Annotated in this window: 12 protein-coding genes; 6 read left to right on the top strand and 6 right to left on the bottom strand. The window is 72.3% G+C overall.

The features are described from left to right. Positions 1-2 precede the first annotated feature (2 nt). Both ACJX2R_RS22145 and ACJX2R_RS22150 read left to right on the top strand, forming a co-directional pair. Entirely contained in the window at positions 3-545 is a 543-nt protein-coding gene (locus ACJX2R_RS22145) for a DUF4232 domain-containing protein (RefSeq protein ID WP_262705849.1), read from the top strand. Positions 546-810: 265 nt separating this feature from the next. Then, complete coding sequence (locus ACJX2R_RS22150) at positions 811-1,677, top strand: hypothetical protein (protein ID WP_413101541.1); 867 nt, start codon at positions 811-813, stop codon at positions 1,675-1,677. Positions 1,678-2,223: 546 nt separating this feature from the next. On the opposite strand, the gene ACJX2R_RS22155 is transcribed toward ACJX2R_RS22150, so the two are convergent. From ACJX2R_RS22155 to ACJX2R_RS22170, 4 genes are all read right to left on the bottom strand, one after another. Continuing rightward, positions 2,224-3,792: an MFS transporter gene (locus ACJX2R_RS22155; protein WP_413101542.1), complete on the bottom strand. Its 1,569-nt coding sequence runs from the start codon at positions 3,790-3,792 to the stop codon at positions 2,224-2,226. Further along, positions 3,789-4,340 (bottom strand): TetR/AcrR family transcriptional regulator, encoded by a 552-nt coding sequence (locus tag ACJX2R_RS22160; RefSeq protein ID WP_262705846.1) that lies wholly within the window; start codon positions 4,338-4,340, stop codon positions 3,789-3,791. The genes ACJX2R_RS22155 and ACJX2R_RS22160 overlap by 4 nt, the downstream gene beginning before the upstream one ends. Positions 4,341-4,434: 94 nt before the next feature. After that, entirely contained in the window at positions 4,435-4,752 is a 318-nt protein-coding gene (locus tag ACJX2R_RS22165; RefSeq protein ID WP_413101543.1) for a winged helix-turn-helix domain-containing protein, read from the bottom strand. After that, positions 4,739-5,263, bottom strand: coding sequence for a hypothetical protein (locus ACJX2R_RS22170; RefSeq protein WP_413101544.1), 525 nt, complete (start codon positions 5,261-5,263; stop codon positions 4,739-4,741). The genes ACJX2R_RS22165 and ACJX2R_RS22170 overlap by 14 nt, the downstream gene beginning before the upstream one ends. 241 nt (positions 5,264-5,504) lie before the next feature. Between ACJX2R_RS22170 and ACJX2R_RS22175 the strand changes: the two genes are divergently transcribed. The 3 genes from ACJX2R_RS22175 (at position 5,505) to ACJX2R_RS22185 (ending at position 10,917) form a co-directional block, all read left to right on the top strand. After that, positions 5,505-7,880 (top strand): CDP-glycerol glycerophosphotransferase family protein, encoded by a 2,376-nt coding sequence (locus tag ACJX2R_RS22175; protein WP_413105927.1) that lies wholly within the window; start codon positions 5,505-5,507, stop codon positions 7,878-7,880. A gap of 125 nt (positions 7,881-8,005) precedes the next feature. Next, positions 8,006-9,850, top strand: coding sequence for a stealth family protein (locus ACJX2R_RS22180; RefSeq protein WP_413101545.1), 1,845 nt, complete (start codon positions 8,006-8,008; stop codon positions 9,848-9,850). Beyond that, positions 9,823-10,917, top strand: a complete 1,095-nt coding sequence (locus ACJX2R_RS22185) for an FkbM family methyltransferase (RefSeq protein WP_413101546.1) — start codon at positions 9,823-9,825, stop codon at positions 10,915-10,917. Before ACJX2R_RS22180 ends, ACJX2R_RS22185 begins: the two co-directional genes overlap by 28 nt. Positions 10,918-11,062: 145 nt before the next feature. Here the strand turns inward: ACJX2R_RS22185 and ACJX2R_RS22190 are convergent, their stop codons facing one another. Continuing rightward, complete coding sequence (locus ACJX2R_RS22190) at positions 11,063-11,416, bottom strand: VOC family protein (protein WP_262705841.1); 354 nt, start codon at positions 11,414-11,416, stop codon at positions 11,063-11,065. 16 nt (positions 11,417-11,432) lie between these two features. Continuing rightward, on the bottom strand, positions 11,433-13,130 hold the full coding sequence (locus ACJX2R_RS22195; RefSeq protein WP_413105928.1) for a hypothetical protein: 1,698 nt from the start codon (positions 13,128-13,130) through the stop codon (positions 11,433-11,435). 156 nt (positions 13,131-13,286) lie between these two features. Here ACJX2R_RS22195 and ACJX2R_RS22200 point away from each other — a divergent pair, with 156 nt between their 5' ends. After that, on the top strand, positions 13,287-15,482 hold the full coding sequence (locus tag ACJX2R_RS22200) for a hypothetical protein (RefSeq protein WP_413101547.1): 2,196 nt from the start codon (positions 13,287-13,289) through the stop codon (positions 15,480-15,482). The last annotated feature ends 2 nt before the right edge of the window (positions 15,483-15,484 follow it).

Genomic DNA, 15,484 nt, shown 5'->3' on the forward strand with positions numbered 1-15,484 from the left:
TCATGAAGAGCAAGCTGACCGCCGTGGCCCTTGCGGCCCTCGTCGTCGCCGGCACCGCCGCCACGGCCATCCCGGCCTCGGCCGCCACCGCCAAGGCCGCGCCGACCCGCTGCCACACCGCCGACCTGAAGGCCGGTTTCGCCATGGGGGATGACGCGAAGCCGGAGATGGATCAGACCGATAAGGAAACCCAGGCGTACATCTGGTTCACGAATAAGAGCACGCGCACCTGCACCCTGTCCGGCTTCGCCGGTGTCGACATGGTGGGCGCTCAGGAGACCGACGGCACCTGGTCGCTGGCGCGCTCCTCCAAGACGCCCACAAAGTTGCCCCTGGAGCCGGGAGATACGACGGGCTTCACCATCAACCTGCTCCCGGTGGCCAAGTCCACGCCGCAGGAGGAGAAGTTCGTTCCGGCGAAGTTCCTGGTCACCCCGCCGAACGAGACGGAGCACTTCACCCTGAAGTGGCCGTTCGGCGGCCAGATCCTCAAGCAGGACGGCGCCACCCACCCCGGCACCTACCTCAACCCGGTCGGGCTGTAACCAAGCCGGACAGTTCTGTCCGCGTTCTCCGCCGGACCCTCGTACGCGGGGGTCCGGCGGGCCGCGAACTCCCCCAGAGAACTGAGGTAAAGAACTCCCGCCCACCCACCCTTCCCGCTGCTCACCCGTACGAGTGACCAGCTTGCGGGCGAAGCACGCCGGTCGTTACGTTCACCGCAACACAACCGCAAACAGACGACGGCCCCCGGCCGGGACTGGCATCCCGAACGAGGGCCTGACCGATCAGGAAGAAATGAGCTTCCCGATGGCTGGCCCGCAGTCTAACGCGCCCACGCGCGCCGACGCCGGAGCTCCGACCTCCGGCGTGATCCACGTCCGTACCCGCCTCACCGCCGACTTCACCGTGATCGCCAACGCCCTCGCGCAACGGCGCGGAAGCGCGGTCACGATCGGCGTCGCGGCGTACATCTCCTCACTCCCCGACGGCACCCCCGTCAGCATCGCCGCACTGTGCGAGCACTTCACCGAGGGCGAGATCCTGATCTCCCGGGCGTTACGGGAGTTGGAGTCCGCCGGATACCTGGAGCGGCGACGGGAACGCGGACCCGGGGGCACCATCCGCACCCGGACCTACTTCTACGACGTACCAAGCGAGGGCGCACCAACCCCACCACGCCCCCGAAGGCCCCGCCCGAGCGCGGCGAAGGATGCGCCCGCCGCCCATACGGCACCGCAGACGCCCGAGCCGGAAGCCGCTGCCGACACCGACCCCACCACGCCTCCACTCGCCGAGGCCGACGAGCGTGCCGTAGCCATCCTGACCTCGCTACGCATCGCAGACTCCCGGCTCATCCTGTCCCGCCGGGACGTCGCCGAACTCGCACCCGCCGTCGGTCAATGGCTAGCCGCAGGGGTCAGGCCCGCGCAGATCACCCGTGCGCTCACCACACGCCTCCCCGACCGCCTCCTGACCCGCCCGGCCCGCATCCTCGCCTTCCGCCTCAGCGAGCCTCCGCTGCCCGTACCCACCCCGGTCGCCCCGCCCAGCACACCGCCCGTCCTCCCCTGGCGCACCTGCGACGGCTGCGACCGCGCCTTCCGCTCCGCGAACGACAGCCGCTGCCGCGACTGCCGCGCCGCCTCCGGCGAGGACCTGCGGACGGCCTGCTGAGCAGAGGATTTCGGGCACAGAGAGCGTAATGGGCACCCCAGGAGGACATCATGGCCCTGCGTAGGCTCGGTAAGGACCCGGAAAGCCCCAGCGGCGGCTCCCCCAGGACGCGGACCGATCAACTCTCTGGCCTGTCGAGGGCTTCTTCTTGTACGACGACGAAACAGTGAACGTCGAACTCGTCTCGGCCCCCAGCTCATCGCGGCCGGGCACGCGGCCCAGGGTGCCGAGTCCTGGGCCGAACGCTGTCAGGCATGGGGAGAAGCGGACCCCGCCGGGATCGACGCGTTCGCCGCCGCCACTTTGCGTATGTACCGGTCGCGGGCCCGCCGGTTCCCTGATGCCTCCTGGCTTGAAGGCATGGCCGGGGCCGCTCGGGCCTGGGCGGTTCACCGAGGGGCGGGCGCGTAGGAGCTGGGCAGCTCCTACAGGAGAAGGCGACGGCGGTCCGGTGCCGACCTTCACGACGGCCTCCTGGACCGCGTTCATACGCGATCTGAAGACAGACCACCGTCGGTCCCTGAGTCGGCCAGGAACCGGTCGGTGTCACCGTCCATGGGCCCGCCCATCAACGCACCATTCGTCGCGACTCGCGAGTTGCCCGGCCGCACTCTCGTCGACCCCGTCCTGGAGGCTCTGCCCGCGCAGCAGGAACCACGCCCCGACCGCCGTCGCGAGCAGCACCACCGCACCCACACCGCAGGCGATCCGCAGACCGTCCACAAATGCCTCCTGCGCCGAGGCGAGGAGCCCTGAGGCGAGGCCGGACGGCAGTTGGGTGGCCGAATCCACCGCGCCGCCCAGTGACTCGTGGGCGGCGGCCTCCACACCCGCCGGTACGCCCGAAGGCGTGGCGAAGCCGCGGTAGACAGCGGTGACAACGGAGCCGAGGAGGGCGATACCAAGCGCCGCGCCGAGCTCATAAGCCGTCTCGGAAACGGCGGACGCGGCGCCCGCCTGCTCCTTGGGGACGCTGGAGAGGATCACATCCGCGGTGACCGTGAACGAGAAGCCCGCGCCGACACCGACCACCAGCAACACCGGGCCGAGCACCGGGAAGCCGGTGTGCGCGGTGAGGAAGACCAGCACGGCGAGTGCCACGCCGATGGCCGCGAGCCCTCCGGCCACGATCGCGCGGACGGAGTAGCGGCGGGCCGCCGCGCCCGCGACGAGCCCCGCCGCCACGGCGCCGATGGCTGCGGGCAGTTCGGCGAGTCCCGCCTGGAGCGGTGTCCGCCCCTGGACCAGTTGCAGGAACTGCGACAGGAAGAAGACCAGACCGGACAGGCCCAGGATGGTGAGCAGGTCGGCCAGGACCGCGCCCGAGAAGCCGCGGTGCCGGAACAGCCGCATGTCCAGCAGTGGTGTGGGGAGGGCGAGTTGGCGCCGGACGAACGCCAGCAGCGACAGGGCACCGGCAATACCGGCCGCGATCGCCATCGCACCGGTGTGGTGCGAGGCCAGTTCCTTGACGCAGTAGACGATGCCGATCATGCCGACGAGGGAGAAGCCGACGCTGGGCAGATCCCAGGGGCCGGGATCGGGGTTCTTCGACTCCGGCAGCAGCCTGACACCGACGAGGACGAGGACAGCCATCACGGGCAGGTTGATGAGGAACACCGATCCCCACCAGAAGTGCTCCAGCAGGAATCCGCCGACAACCGGTCCGACCGCCGCGCCCGCCGATGCCGCTGCGCCCCAGATGCCGATGGCGACACTGCGCTCCTTCGGATCGAGGAAGAGGTTGCGGATGAGGGCGAGGGTCGACGGCATCAGTGTCGCGCCCGCGACTCCGAGCAGCGCACGGGTCGCGATCATCATCTCGGGCGAGGTGGCATACGCGGCCAGCAGCGACAGCGCGCCGAAGGCGGTGGCCCCGACCAGGAGCAGTTTCTTGCGGCCGATGCGGTCGCCGAGACTGCCCATGGACACCAGCAGACCGGCGATGACGAACGAGTAGACATCGCCTATCCACAGCAGCTGATTGCCGGTCGGCTCCAGGTCCTCGCTGAGGTATGGCGTGGCAAGACCGAGGACGGTCGCATCAACGGCCACAAGCAACACGGCGAGGATGAGCACCGCCAGGGCAAGCCAGCGGCTCGGAATCCCCTTCACTTCTCCACAGTCCGAATCATCCCTCCGAGCAGCAGCTCGGAGACCATGTGACCCGCGTCCTTGGACGCGATCCTGCCTTCCTGGGCGCTCCAGGCCGAGGCGGCGATGAGAGCGTACAGCGCCTCGGTCAGCCAGGCCGGCGTCAGATCGAGCCGGATCAGCCCCAGCTCCTGGCCGCGCCGGAACAGCGCACCCACCTGTTCGTCGATGCGCTCCCAGCCCTCATTCATGGCGGTGGACTCGAACAGCTGGTTCTCGCCGTAGAGGAAGGCCAGGAAGCCCGACACCGGAAGCGCCTCGGAGACCAGGCGCCGGACCGCGTCCACGGGGTCCCCCTCGTCGATCCGTGCGGCCGCGAGCCGTTCCTCGACAAGCTGCACGCCGAGTACGCCGAGCGCCTGGACGAGGGCGTCCCGTCCGGCGAAGTGCCGGTGCAGGGTGGCGCGGCTGATACCGGCGGACTTGGCGATCTCGTCCATGGAAGCCGTGGCCTTGCGGGCGAGCAGATCGGCGGCGGCATGCAGGACGTGTTCGCGATCAACAGGCATGAGACAAGAGTAACCCATGAGAGACATGAATGTCTCATACGATACGCCAATGCATCACCACAGAGAGTGAGAACGCGCTTGACGTTCTACTTGGTCAGGCGTCGCGCCGCTCCGCGGCGCGCTGGGATTCCTCGACGACGCGGCGCAGCGCCGCCACGTGTCTTTCGAGGGCGGCCCGTCCGGGCGGGGTGAGTGCGAGCCAGGTTCGGGGGCGTTTGCCCACGTAACCCTTCTTCACCTCGACATAGCCCCGGGTCTCGAGCGTGCTGACCTGCTTGGAGAGCGCGGAGGGCGACATGCCTACCGACTCGCGCACCCATCCGAATTCGGCCCATTCCACGCCCACCAGCAGCGACACGATCGACAGCCGCGTCGGGTCGAGCAGGGCGGTGTCGAAGTCAGCGGGATCCATAGGTGGCACCGCCCAGGCCGTCCTTGCCGTCGCCTCGGAACGCCAGGGAGTTCAGGGCTCGCTGGAGGTTGCGGCCGAAGAGGATGAGGGTGGCACCGATCACCGCGCCCACCACCGTCCCTGTGTACGGGAACGGCCCGTGCGGCAGAAAGCGTGTGGCGAGGAAGCAGATCACCGCCACGGCGACCATCACCAGTTGGGCCAGCCGTATGAAGCGCGGGGAGATTTCCTCCCTGCGCACGCGGGTGGGCCGGCCCAGGAGGGCGCCGCCCCGGGGGGTCCGCAGCATCACCATGTACACCAAGGAGAGTACGGCGAGCGCCATGGAGATCCAGGAGCGCACATCGTCGCCGACGAAGTCGGGTGCCGCCATTTGGGCGAAGATCGCGACGCCGAACACGACGCTGACCCAGCGGGATTCCTGCTCCGAGGCGCGGGCTTGGTCGCGGCGCCGCTCGACGTCGCGCAGAGCGCGGGCGGCCTCGGCGGACGGGGTCATGCGCTCGGACATGGGGTACCTCCAGGTGGTGCTTGTCTATGCTCCAGCAGAACTAGTTTCCTGATAGGAAACTAGTTTCTCTCAGAGGGGTAGTCAACCAGCAGGACAGTCATGTCCTGGACCTCATGAGGGCTGGCATTGGGCCGAACGAGGGCTTTCGCGGGGTGCCTCGCCATGGCGTCGTCCTATTCGGTGGGCGTTCAGATGATGGTGTGAGGAACCATCCGTGCCGCTTCGACCGATGGGATGCGCCGTGCCCCGGTTCAGCGTCATCGTGCCCGCATACGAGGTCCAGCCGTATCTGAGTGACTGTCTGCGGTCCGTGCTGGAGCAGGACTTCACGGACCTGGAGGTGATCGCGGTCGATGACCACTCGCCGGACGCCTGTGGCGCGATCATCGACGAGGCCGCCGATCGGGACCCGCGGGTGCGGGCCGTGCATCTGGTGGAGAACGCGGGGCTCGGGCGGGCGCGGAACGCCGGGATTCGGCGGGCCACCGGGGACTATCTGCTCTTTCTCGACGGGGATGACACCCTCGCCCCCGGCTCGCTGCGCGCCATCGCCGACCGGCTGGCGCGGACCGGCGAGCCGCAGGTGCTGGTCTTCGACTACGCGCGGGTGGACTGGACGGGTGACGTCGTACGGAACGTCCGGGCCGAGTTGCTCCGGGAGGGGGATCCCGGGTGCGTCCGGCAGGCGTTCCGGCTCGATCAGCGGCCCGAGCTGTTGCGGCTGCTGATGGTCGCCTGGAACAAGGCGTATCGGCGGGACTTCGTCCGGGAGGGGGACTTCGCGTTTCCGGTCGGATTTTACGAGGACACGCCCTGGACCTTTTCCGTGCTGCTCAGCGCGGGGTCCATCGCCGTCCTGGACCGGGTGTGCGTCCACTACCGGCAGCGGCGGCGCGGCGGGATCCTGCGCACCACCAGCCGGCGCCACCTCGATGTGTTCGACCAGTACGACCGGGTGTTCCGGTTCCTCGACGCCCGGCCCGAACTGGCCCACTGGCGCCCGGCGCTGTTCCGGCGGATGGTCGACCACCTCGGCGTGATCGCCGCCGCGCCGGACCGGCTGCCGGTGCGGGCCCGGGCCGAGTTCTTCCGCCGGGCGGGCGCGCACCACCGGCGCTACCGGCCGTACGGCGTGGCCGCACCCCCCGGGCGCGCCCGGTGGCGGTGTCTGCTGCTCCGGCTGGGCGCCGGCCATGTGTATCAGCTGCTGCGGGGTGGCGATCGGGCGTGGCGGAGTGCCGTCGCCGTGGCCCCGGTCGCGTACGCCCGGCTGCGCGCGGCCGCGTTGTGGGTGCATTACCGGGTGCAGCTGTGCCGCCCCGTCGATCCCCGGCTCGCCGTCTTCGCCGCGTACTGGCACAAGGGCTACGCCTGCCATCCGGCGGCCATCGAGGCGAAGGCGCGCGAGCTGGTGCCGGGGGTGCGCACCGCCTGGATCACCACCCCCGAGTACGCCCACACCCTGCCGCCCGGGGTGCGCCGGCTGCACCCCGGCTCGGCCGCGTACTGGACGGCGCTGGCCCGCGCCCGTTTCCTGGTCAACAACGTCAACTTCACACCGGGGATGCGCAAGCGGCCCGGACAGATCCATCTCCAGACCCACCACGGCACCCCGCTCAAGCACATGGGCCTGGATCTGCGGGACCGCCCGGCCGCCGCCCGTGGCATGGACTTCGGCAAGCTGCTGGAGCGGGTGGACCGCTGGGACTACAGCCTCTCCGCCAACCGCCACACCACCCTGGTCTGGGAGCGGGTCTACCCCTCCGGCTACACCACGCTCCCCTACGGCTCACCGCGCGACGACGTCTTCCAGCACGCCACCGAGGACGACGTGGCCCGGCTGCGCGCCCGGCTCGGCATCCCCGCGGGCAGTGTCGCCGTGCTGTACGCCCCGACCCACCGCGACTACCAGCGCCGCCCCGTGCCACGGCTGGCCCCGGAGCGGGTGGCCCGCGCGCTGGGGCCCGGGTTCACGCTGCTGGTCAGGCCGCACTACTTCCACGCTCCGGACGGTTCGGCGAACTCGGTGAGTTCCCGCGGCCGGGTGCTCGATGTCTCGGCCCACGGCCGGGTGGAGGAGCTGTGCCTGGCGGCGGACGCACTGCTGACGGACTACTCGTCCATCATGTTCGACTACGCCAACCTCGACCGCCCCATCGTCATCCACGCCGACGACTGGGACGCCTATCGCGCCGCCCGCGGCGTCTACTTCGACATCACCGCCGCCCCGCCCGGCCCGGTCTCCCGCACCGAGGACGAGCTGATCGCCCTCTTCGCCACGGGCGCCTGGTGCGGTCCGCGCTCGGCCGCGCTGCGCGCCGCGTTCCGGGCCCGCTTCTGTCCGTACGACGACGGGCGGGCGGCCGAACGCGTGGTGCGCCGGGTGTTCCTCGGCGAGCCCCCCGAACTGCTGCCGCCCGTCGTCCCGCTCGCCGAGCGCCGTCCCGCCCCCGCCGCCGTGCGTACGGCTCCGGCCGACTATGACCGGCCCGTCGAGGCAGAGGCCCGGACGGCGCGACGGGCCGGGGCCGTGCGCACCCCACCCGTCGTCTCACCCGCACCCGCACCAGCACCCGCACCAGCCGCCTCACTCCCCCATCGGAGCCGCCCCCACTAACGCCCACCGGCCCTCGCGTCCCCTCCCGTCCACCAGCCCCCACCAGCCCTCGCGCCCCGTCCCGTCCGCCCCACCCCACCCCGCCTCGACGCGCCCAGCCCCGACGCCCCGACCCAGGACGCACGATGCCCCTCACCGCACCGCCCGCCGCCCCCCGCCCCTGGCTCGCCGACCCGCCGCCACTGGTGCGCGGATACCGGCGTACGGTCCCGCTGCCGCTGCGCCGCGCGGTCGTCGCCATGACCGGCCCCGGGCTGCGCCGGGCGGCCATGCGGGGCCTCGGCGGGCTGTCGGCCGCCTCCGGCACGCTGCGGCTGCGCCGGGCGCGGCGGCGGATGCGCCGGGCCGGGCTGCTGGCCGGGTCCGGCCGGACGGTGATCGCCGACCGACGGGGCGGCGCCCTCGTGGCGACCCTGGCCCCCTCCCCCACCCCGCTGTTCGCGCGCGCCGAGAATCTGCGGCTGGTGTGCGAGGCCCTGGACCGGGCCCGGATCGACCACTTCGTGGTCCGCTGCTACAGCAACGTCGGCTCGGCCGTGGGCGTACGGGCCGATCAGCGGGGGGAGGTGGTCAAGGCGCTGGCCGCGCTGTGCGCCGAGGAGGCGGGTTATGTCTCACTGCCCCCGCGGCGCGGCCACCCGGCGACCCCGCCCCGGTTCGGCGGTACGCGAGCGGCCTGGCGGCGGCTGGCCGCCGCCCCCGTGGTCCGCTTCACCCGCTTCCACACCGGGCCGGGCGGACGGCTGGTCCTCGGCCCGGCGCACGGCTGCGACATCGAGTTCTGGGAGCCGGGCGGGCAGGGCGAGGAGCGGGTGCTGATCGCGCCGCGCTTCAACCGCACCACCGCGTCCGTACCGCTCGTGGGCGAACCGGTGCGCGCCCCCGACCAGCTGTTCACCCGGCTCGCCCCGCCCATCGGCTGGCAGCCGGGGCCGCTGGTGCGCACCCGCCCGGAGTTCCTGACCCGGCTGCCGGACGAGGTCCGCTTCCCCATCGACGTCGTCTACACCTGGGTGGACGGCTCGGATCCGCAGTGGCAGCGGCGGCGGGCGGCCCTCGCGGGCACCGGCTACCACGCCCAGGCCGCCAACGCCGCCCGCTACGCCAACCGCGACGAGCTGCGCTATTCGCTGCGTTCGCTGTACCTGTACGCACCCTGGGTGCGCCATATCTATCTGGTGACCGACCGTCAGGTGCCCGACTGGCTGGCCGTCTCGCACCCGGGGATCACCGTCGTGGACCACCACGACATCTTCGACGACCCCGATGTGCTGCCCACCTTCAACTCCCACGCCATCGAGACCCGGCTGCACCACATCGACGGACTCGCCGAGCACTTCCTCTACTTCAACGACGATGTCTTCCTCGGCTCGCCGGTCACCCCGCAGGACTTCTTCCTGGCCAACGGCGTCTCCAAGTTCTTCCCCTCCCGCGCGCTGATCCCGCTGACCCCCGTGGGCCCGGGCGACGTGCCCGTATCGGCGGCGGGGAAGAACAACCGGGCGCTGCTGGAGGAGCGGTTCGGCCCGGCCATCACCCAGAAGATGAAGCACACCCCGCACGCCCTGCGCACCAGCGTGCTCGCCGAGATCGAGAAGGAGTTCCCGGACGCGGTCCGCGCGACCATGGCCCACCGGGTGCGCTCGACGTCGGACATCTCCGTACCGTCCTCGCTCCACCACTACTACGCGTTCCTGACCGGGCGCGCGGTCCCCGCCCATCTGCGCTACGACTACTTCGACCTGGCCCAGCCCACCATCCGCACCCGGCTGGCCAGACTGCTGCGGGCCCGCCACTGCCAGGCGTTCTGCCTCAACGACACGGTCTCCTCCGAGCACGACCTCGAGGACCAGCTGGCGTTGGTCCGCCCCTTCCTCGACGCCTACTTCCCCCTCCCCAGCCCGCTGGAGCGGGCCGTCACCCGACAGGAGACGCGGCAGCCATGCCCCTCGCCATCACCCTTCCCCTGAACCCGGACGTCCTCGAGGCGGGCGGGCCGTATCCGCGGGCGCTCAATGTGCTCAGCCGCAAACAGACCGCCGTACAGCGGCAGTTGCGGCGCTCCGGGCTCGCGGGCTACGAGCCGACCACCCAGGCCACCCTGCTGGCCCTGGCCCAGCAGGCGCCCGAGGGCAGCGCGGTGTACGACATCGGCGCGCACATCGGGCTGTACTCGGCGCTGATCAGCGCGGTGTACGGGGACAGCGGGCGCGGGCCGCGGGCCATCGCGTTCGAGCCGACCCCGGAGACGGCCGCGCTGTGCCGCCGGATCCGGGAGTGCAACCGGCTCGGGTTCGAGGTGCAGCAGACCGCATTGGCGGATGAACCGGGCACCGCCGAGCTGTACTTCTCCCTCAAGTCGGAGTCCTCCAACTCGCTGAACCCGGCCCACCGCCGGCACACCGAGTCGGTCACGGTGCCGGTCACGACGGTCGACGCGTTCACCGGGGAGCGCGGTCTCGCCCCGCATCTGATCAAGATCGACGTGGAGACGCTGGAGGCGGCGGTGTTGCGCGGGTCGTACGACACGATCCGGCGCCACCGGCCGTGGATCGTATGCGAACTGCTCCCCGGCGCGGACCACAACGCGCTGCGCACCGCCCTGGCGCCGCTGACCGCCATGGACTACGGCCTCCACCCGATCACCCCGGAGGCGCCCTGGCACCGCTACGACGAGACCACGTACCGGTCGGCGGTGAGCGGCCAGTGCCGCGACTGGCTGCTGGCGCCGCGGCCGCTGACGCCCGCCTTTCACCGGATGGTGCGGCGGTGGTTGATCGCGATTCTGGCGTGCGACGAGACGACGAACATCATCACGACGGACAAGGCGTCGTTCCCCTACGGGTGGAACGCGCCGTACCGCTCGGCGCGGGGTGCGGTGCGGGTGCCCCGTACGGGGCCGCGCGGGGCGGCGCGCGTGCCGCTCACGGGGCTGCTGCGGTTGGCGGGCGCCGCGGCTTTGGCGCGGCGCGCCGTCGTTCCGGCTCGGCGGGCGCCGGGGGCGCAGGCTACGGGGAGCGGGTCGTTGCGGGGGTGAGGTGCGGGGGTGGGTGGCGATGAGCGGCGGGGGTGGGTGCGCGAGAGATGGCTTTCCCCACCCCGCCCTTCCCGAAAGAGGGGGCTCCGCCCCCTCACCCCCGCCGGGGCTCCGCCCCGGGCCCCGCTCCTCAAACGCGTGAGCCTTACTGACGCCGCTGGCCCAGGACGCAGAACTCGTTGCCTTCCGGGTCCGCCAATACGACCCACGACTGATCACCCTGGCCGATGTCAACTCGCCGTGCGCCGTGCGCCACCAGACGAGCCACCTCGGCGTCCTGGTCATCGGGCCTGAAGTCGAGATGCAGTCGGCTCTTGGCCTTCTTGCTCTCGTTCAGCCGGACGAAGTCCAACCCTGGTACGCGATCCGGCTCCGGGCGGATCTCGAACTCGTCATCGGAGGAGTGGACCACAACCCAGCCAAGAGCCTCGGCCCACCACTGCCCCAGGGCCACCGGATCTTCCGAGTGAACGATTACCTGTTCCCATTCCAAGGTCATCCGCAGAGCTTAGCGTTCAGTGCGCGGGCCCCGCCCGCACATAGCGCTCCAGGCGGATGCCGGGCAGGCACAGCGAGTACGCCAGCCGGAAGTGCCCCGTCAGCACGGCCGCCTTCGGGCCGCGTGTCTCGGGTTCATCGGCCGCGATCAGCCATGCCGAGCGTGCCCCGTCCAGCCGTCGCAGCAGCTCGGCGGGGCCGACGTCGACCCCGTAGAGCGTGCCGGAGGCCGGGCCGGGGGTGGCCAGCGCGATGTCGCGCAGCCCGGCGAGGGGGCGCGGATAGGCGATGGCGATCCGCCGTTCCTTGGGCGGGTCGTACAACACGGGCTCACCCGGCCGGGTAAGCCGCCCCACCGCGGCGGACAGCCCCGCCAAGTCGTCCTGACGGCTCAACGGCTCCCGTTCCCGCTGGTGCAGCGGGAGCTGCCAGACGAACGCGCAGCCGACCGCGAGGACCCCGGCCGCGGCGACCACGGCGGGCGCGGCGCGGTGGCGGCCGGACACTGCCTCGGCCAGCCGGTCCGCCCCCGCCACCAGCCGGTCCGCCCCCGCCGCGGCCAGCAGCGGGATGCCCGCCAGGGCGAAGAGGAGATAGCGCTCGTGGAAGCAGGGACGGTGGAGGGCCAGGGCGAAGAGGAGGACGGGCGGGACGCAGATCAGGGGCAGGGCGACCGCGGTCAACGTCCGTCGGCGCGGGCGGACCACGGCGATCGCGACCAGCAGGAGGTTGCCGGCGAGGACGAGCGCGCTGGGGCCCGCGTACTCCTCGACCACCGCCCACAGCCGGCCCGGCGTCGGATGGCGTATCCAGGCGATCTGCGCGCTCTGCCGCCGGGCCACCAGCGCCAGCGGCACCACGGCCCCCACCGCCCCGGCCGCCGCGCTCCCCCAGCCCCACCACACGCGGCGCGGGGCGCGCGAGACGAGCAGGGTCGACGCGTGCGCGGCGAGCATGAGCACCGCGAACACGTGCAGCAGCGCGGTCGCGGCCACCACTCCCCCGTACGCCGCCCAGCGCCACCCTGCCGCCGTACGGCCCCTCGTCCCGGGCCCGCCCGGACCCGGGCCCGGCGCCGGGCGGGGCACGTCGCCGCGTACCGGTACGGCCGAACGGACCCGTGTGGCCGACGCCGCCTCGCCCACCGGCCCGGCCGGGCGGGACGCCGTCCCGGGACCGGACACGGGCCCGGGCGCCGCACCCGGCGCGGGACCGGGCGCGAGGGCCGTCCCCTCGCCGGGCGCGAGGACCGGACCCCGCGCGGGCCGGTCCGCCTGGCCGCCCGCCCGGCCCCCTCCGCTCGTCCCCGGCGCCAGCCCCGCCGCGCCCACCAGCAGATACGTCGCCCCCGCCGCGCTCGCCGCGACCAGGGCGTAGGAGCGGCCCTCCTGGGCGTAGTGGGTGACCACGGGCGTGGTCGCGTAGAGCAGACCGGCCCATAGCCCCACCCGGGGGCGGGCGAGGCGACAGCCCAGGGCGGCGACGAGGGCGGTGGCGGCGGTAGCGGCGAGCACCGAGGGCAGACGCATGGTCACCTCGGCGGGCCGCAGGGCCAGGACCGGGTGCATCAGCAGGTAGTAGAGCCCGTGGACGGCGTCCACCGTGCCGAGCGCGTCGCGGATCTGGGGGAGGGTCCGCCGGGCCATCTGGTACGTCGCGGACTCATCGCGCCACATCGTGCCCCGGTCCAGGCCCCACAGCCCCAGCCCGAGCATGACGGCCGCCGGGAACACGATCGCCGCGTGCTTGGAGATCCCGCGCTTCCCCAACGCTCAGCCTCACTCTCACTCACGACAACAAAAGGCATAAATACGACTATTCGCCTACAGTGTGCAATCAGGACGACTCATCCGCCGCGAAGGGCACGCGTCATGAACCGCCTCGGTATCGAAAGCCCCCGCGGTCTCGTGGCCTTCGCCGCGCTGACCGGGTGTCTGGTGACCATGGCGGTGGCGGCGCTCACCGGGGCCGGAGGGGTCTTCGCGGCCGCCGGGCTGGCCGGGTGCGGCTGTGAGCTGCTGCTGCACCGCACCGCGCCGGGGCTGATGACCCGTCTGGGGCGGCTCCACATGGGTGCCACGTCACGCTTCGAGTTCCGCTGTGTGCTACTGCTCCTGCTGCTCGGCCGACTCCATGTCACCGGCCCCATCGGACTGGCCGCGGCCATGACGCTGGTGCTGTGTCTGCTCGCCGGGCAGGCCCTGCACGCCGCGCTCACCACCCTCATCCGGCGGCGCCGCGCCCTCGCGGTCGCGGCCCGCAACATCGATCTGCGCCGACTGGACATCAGCGACCGGCCGCCCCGCAGACTCACCGAATGGCCCGGTCAGCGGATCCTGGTCTACGAGCTGTCCGCCCTGCTCGGGCTCACCGCGTCGCTGACGACCGGCGACGCCCGCTGGGTGGTGGCGGCGCTCACCCTCGCCGCCGGTTCCTCCCTGATCACGGTGGTGGCGCTCGTTCCGTACCTGGTCCGGGCCACCCGACGGCTGCCCGGCGCCGCCGAGGTGCTGGCCGAGGTGGACGCCTGGCTGATCCGGCACCACCCCCGTACGGTGCTGTACTTCTCCGGCCCGCGCGACCGCGCCGACCAGGTCACCCGGTGGCTGGGGCCGGTGGCCGCGCTGCACACCCCGTCCCTGGTCATCCTGCGCGAACGGGAGCTGCTGGAGGCCCTGGAGCCGACGCCGCTGCCGGTGCTGTGCGTGCCGAGCGCCGCCCATCTGTCGCAGCTGGACCTGAGCGGGGTGCGGGTCGCGCTCTACCCCGCCAACACCGGCCGGAACATCCACCTCCTGCGGATCCCCACCATGCAGCACGTCTTCCTGGCCCCGGGCGACGGCGACGAGACCGCCGCCGTCGATCCGTACAGCAAGGTCTACGACCAGGTGTGGGTCGCGGGCGAGGCGGGGCGCCGCCGCTATGTGCGGGCCGCGGTCGGGGTCGAGGAGGCCGACATCGTGGAGATCGGCCGCCCCCAGCTCGACGGCCTGCGCGTCGCGGGAGCCGGTCACGCCCCCGCGCCGACGCCCACGGCCACGCCCCTGCCCACCGTGCTCTACGCGCCCACCCGTGACCTGGCGGCGGGTGAGCCGATCGTACGAGCCCTGCTGGAGAGCGAACGCCCGGTCCGGTTGCTCTACCGGCCGCATCCGCCCACCGGCCACCGCTCCCCCGAGGACCACGCCGCCCACCGCCGTATCGTCGCCCTGATCCAGACCGCCAACGAGCGGCGCGCCGCGGCGGCCCTCGCGGTGAACGCCCTGGGCAAGGGCACCTTCGCCGCCGACGCCCTCAGCGCGGACGCCCTCGCCGCCGAGGCCCTCGGCGGGGACGCCGTGCCCCCGGACGCCTTCGGCGAAGAGCCCGACGACGCCCGGGCCCCGGATACCGACGACCCGCACACCGACACCCCGCACACCGAAGCCCTCCGCGCCGAAGCCGCCCGCCACCGCGCCGAGTTGACCAAGCGCATGGCCGCGCTCGACGCCCGTCTGCGCCGGGCGGACGCCGACGAGGCCATGCTCACCAGAGACCGCGCCGCACCCGATCCGGCCCTGCTCACCGAGGCCGAGGGGCTGCGCCGGGAGTGGCACCAGGCCCACTGGGCGGCCTCACCACCCTGGCTCCACCAGGTGATCGAGGGGGACGCCCCCACCCTCCACTCCTGCTTCGACCAGGCGGATCTGCTGATCGGTGACCCCTCCGACGTGGTCGGCGACTTCCTCGCCACCCTCAAGCCGTACGCCCTCACCGTCCCGGCCGGGCTCGACGAGGAGGAGTTCCGGCGGCAGAACGTCATGGCCAGGGCGGCCTATCCGCTCGGACCCGGGGCATCAGCAATGCAGAACCTCCTGCGCCCGCTCTTCGACCCCTCCCTCGACGAGCTGCGCACCGCCCGCCGCGAGGTGAAGGAGTTCCTCCTCGGCCCCGCCACACCACCGTCCATCCAGCGCTTCACCGACGCCGTCGACGCGCTCGCCGAGAAGGGAGAGGCGGTCGTCCGGCTGCGCGACCTCCACACGGCCTCGCCGCCCGGCGCCGGACGCTGGTCCATCACCCGGTAACC

It is taken from the genome of Streptomyces sp. Inha503 (assembly GCF_047215865.1).
In the GTDB taxonomy this organism is placed as follows: Bacteria; Actinomycetota; Actinomycetes; order Streptomycetales; family Streptomycetaceae; genus Streptomyces; species Streptomyces lycopersici.